The sequence below is a fragment of the Pseudoxanthomonas sp. LjRoot204_2 genome (genome assembly GCF_056175765.1).
Genome location: NZ_JBGFFG010000449.1, coordinates 1 through 2,592 on the forward strand (window position 1 = coordinate 1; position 2,592 = coordinate 2,592).

Here is a 2,592-nt window from a genome sequence, read left to right on the forward strand (position 1 = left end):
GTGCACGTCCCACTGGCGCACCACATGGCGCAGGAAACGCCGCTGGTCGTCCGTGGACATCGATTGCCACAGCGCCTGGCCATGGGGGCGGATGCGCTCCATCACGGCCTGCCAGGGCAGGCCATCGGCGACAGCCTGTCGCGCGGCCTGGCGCAGGAAGCGCAGGCGACCACGCAGGTCGAGGGCCTGCAGCGGGGCGGGGTCGAACGTCGCCGCGCCGCCATGGCAGTGCGGCAGCGGCAGCAGCGCATGCCGGGACAGCACGTGGACCGGTCCCGCGTGGCCGTTGTCGGCCAGGCTCAGCACGGTGTCCACCATKCTCAGGCCGGAACCGATGATGCAGACCTCGGCATCGGTCGGAAGGGCCTTCACCGCGTCGAAGTCCCACGCCGCCAGCGAGCGGCCTTCCGGCAGCTGCGGTGCACCGCGCGCCGGCAGCGGCTTGGGCGTGTTGCCGACCGCCATCACCACGCCGCGGGCCAGCAGGGCGCCATGTGCCGCCAGATGCAGCGTCGCGCCGTCGGCGCGTGCGTCGAGCTCGGACACGATGTCCCGCACGATCTGCAGCGACGCCGGACTGGCGGCGATCATCTCGTGCAGGCGCGTGCGCAGGTAGTCGCCGTAGCGGCGCCGTTCGATGAACGCGTGCGCCAGGTCATGGCGACCGGGGCCGCCGGCAGGCGTGGTGGCTACGACATGGTCGAGGAAATCCTCGGGGCGGTCGTCGAAGGCACTCATGCGCGCCGCAGGTACGTTGAGGACATGCTCGCCATGCGTCGTCGCATAGGCCACGCCCTGCGCCAGCACGTCGCGCGGTTCGATCATCACGATGCGCAGCGGCGTGGTCGCCTGCCGCAGCGCCTGCATCGCCGCCAGCACCCCACCCGCGCCACCGCCGATGATGGCCAGGTCGCAGGGCGGCAGGGGAAGGTTCGTCTCGGATGTCATGCCGTCATTGTAGGCGAACGGTCGATGACGTCCGCGCGCCGCTACATCAGCGAGTCCGCCAGCCGCGCGATGCCTTCTCGACTGCGCTGCCAACCGGGACGACGGCGCCAGGCATCGCGGTCGACCGCGTCCGCCTGCGCCAGGTACTCGGCCTCGATCGCGCGGATGCGCGCGACCACGCCTGCGTCATAGCAGACCAGGCCGATCTCCGCGTTGAGCGCGAACGAACGGATATCGAGGTTGATCGAGCCGACCAGCGCGATGTCGTCGTCCACCGTCAGGTGCTTGGCATGCAGGAAGTGCGGGCGATACAGCGCGATCTTTACTCCGCAGGCGAGCAGCTCGTCGTAGTAAGACTGCTGCGCCCACGCGGTCAGCGTCTGGTTGTTGGTGGCCGACAAGACCAGCTGTACGTCCACGCCGGACAGCGCCGCGATGCGCAGGGCGCTGAGGGTCGCGTCGTCGGGAACGAAGTACGGCGTGGTCAGGACCACCTGCCGACGCGCGAGGTGGATCAACGCGTTGACGGTGTCGCGCGCATTCTCGAACGGGTACGCCGGGCCGCTGGGCAGCAGCTGCGTCGATACGTCCTCGGACTGCACCGACAGGTCGGGCTGGACGGCCAGGCGCTCGCCCGTCTCGATGTACCAGTCGCTGGCGAACACCCCTTCCAGGTGCGACACCACGGGCCCCTGCACGCGCGCCACCAGTTCGCGGTTCGGGTGTCCGGCGACGAACACGGCATCGGCAAGGTTCTGCGAACCCACGTAGCCGATGCCGTTGTCGATCACCGCCACCTTGCGATGGTTGCGCAGGTCCATGCGGCCACTGCGGCGCCATTGCAGGCCGCCGGGCAGCATGGCGTGCACCTGCACGCCGGCCGTGCGCAGGCGCGCGGCGTAGACACGCAGGCCGCGCTTGGCACCGACGGCATCGAGCAACAGGCGACAGGTCACGCCACGCCCGGCGGCGCGGCACAGCGCATCGGTCACCGCTTCGCCCACTGCGTCGTCGAACATCAGGTAGTACAGCAGGTGCACCTGCTGCGTGGCGGAATCGATGTCGTCCAGCAGGGCGCGCAGCGAAGCGTCGTAGTCGTCGAGCAGCGCGACCGCATTGCCGTGCGTGGGCATGAACGCGCCCTGGCGTTCGATCAGGGGCGCCATTTCGGCGGCGGCGCCTTCGCGCGGAGTCCAGCGCAGGGCGCTGAGGGGGCGCTGTTCTTCGCGGATCACGTCCGATGCGCGCGCCTGCCGCTCGATGCGTTCCCGCGAAAGCCACGGGTGGCCGAGCAGCAGGTACAGCGGCAGGCCGAGCAGCGGCACGAAGCCGACCAGCAGCAGCCAGCTGCGCGCGGCGGCCGGGGTGGTGCGGCTGGGAATCCACCACAGCGCCGCCAGGCGGATCAGCCAGTCGAGGATCAGCAGCGCGGTGCCGTAGGACCAGTCCATGGGGGGCGGGTGTCCGTGGAGGGGATGCCTGATTCTGGGCAGGCAGACGGCTAAAAGAAAACCCGCCACGGAATCCTTCTCCCCGCATGCGGGGAGAAGGTGCCCGAAGGACGGATGAGGGGCAGCTTTTGGCTCGCCGAAGCCGGAAAACAGAAAACCCCGCCGAGGCGGGGTTTTCTGAGAGGCGCTGGAT

The 2,592-nt window shown here is 69.7% G+C and carries 2 protein-coding genes; both read right to left on the minus strand.

Annotation, left to right across the window (positions count from 1 at the left end; translation table 11 throughout):
• On the minus strand, positions 1-948 hold a 948-nt coding region (locus tag AC04L7_RS16360), incomplete at its 3' end, for an FAD/NAD(P)-binding protein (RefSeq protein WP_475513426.1).
• A 41-nt stretch (positions 949-989) separates the two neighbouring features.
• Positions 990-2,399, minus strand: a complete 1,410-nt coding sequence (cls, locus tag AC04L7_RS16365) for a cardiolipin synthase (RefSeq protein ID WP_436000702.1) — start codon at positions 2,397-2,399, stop codon at positions 990-992.
• Between the last annotated feature and the right edge of the window lie 193 nt (positions 2,400-2,592).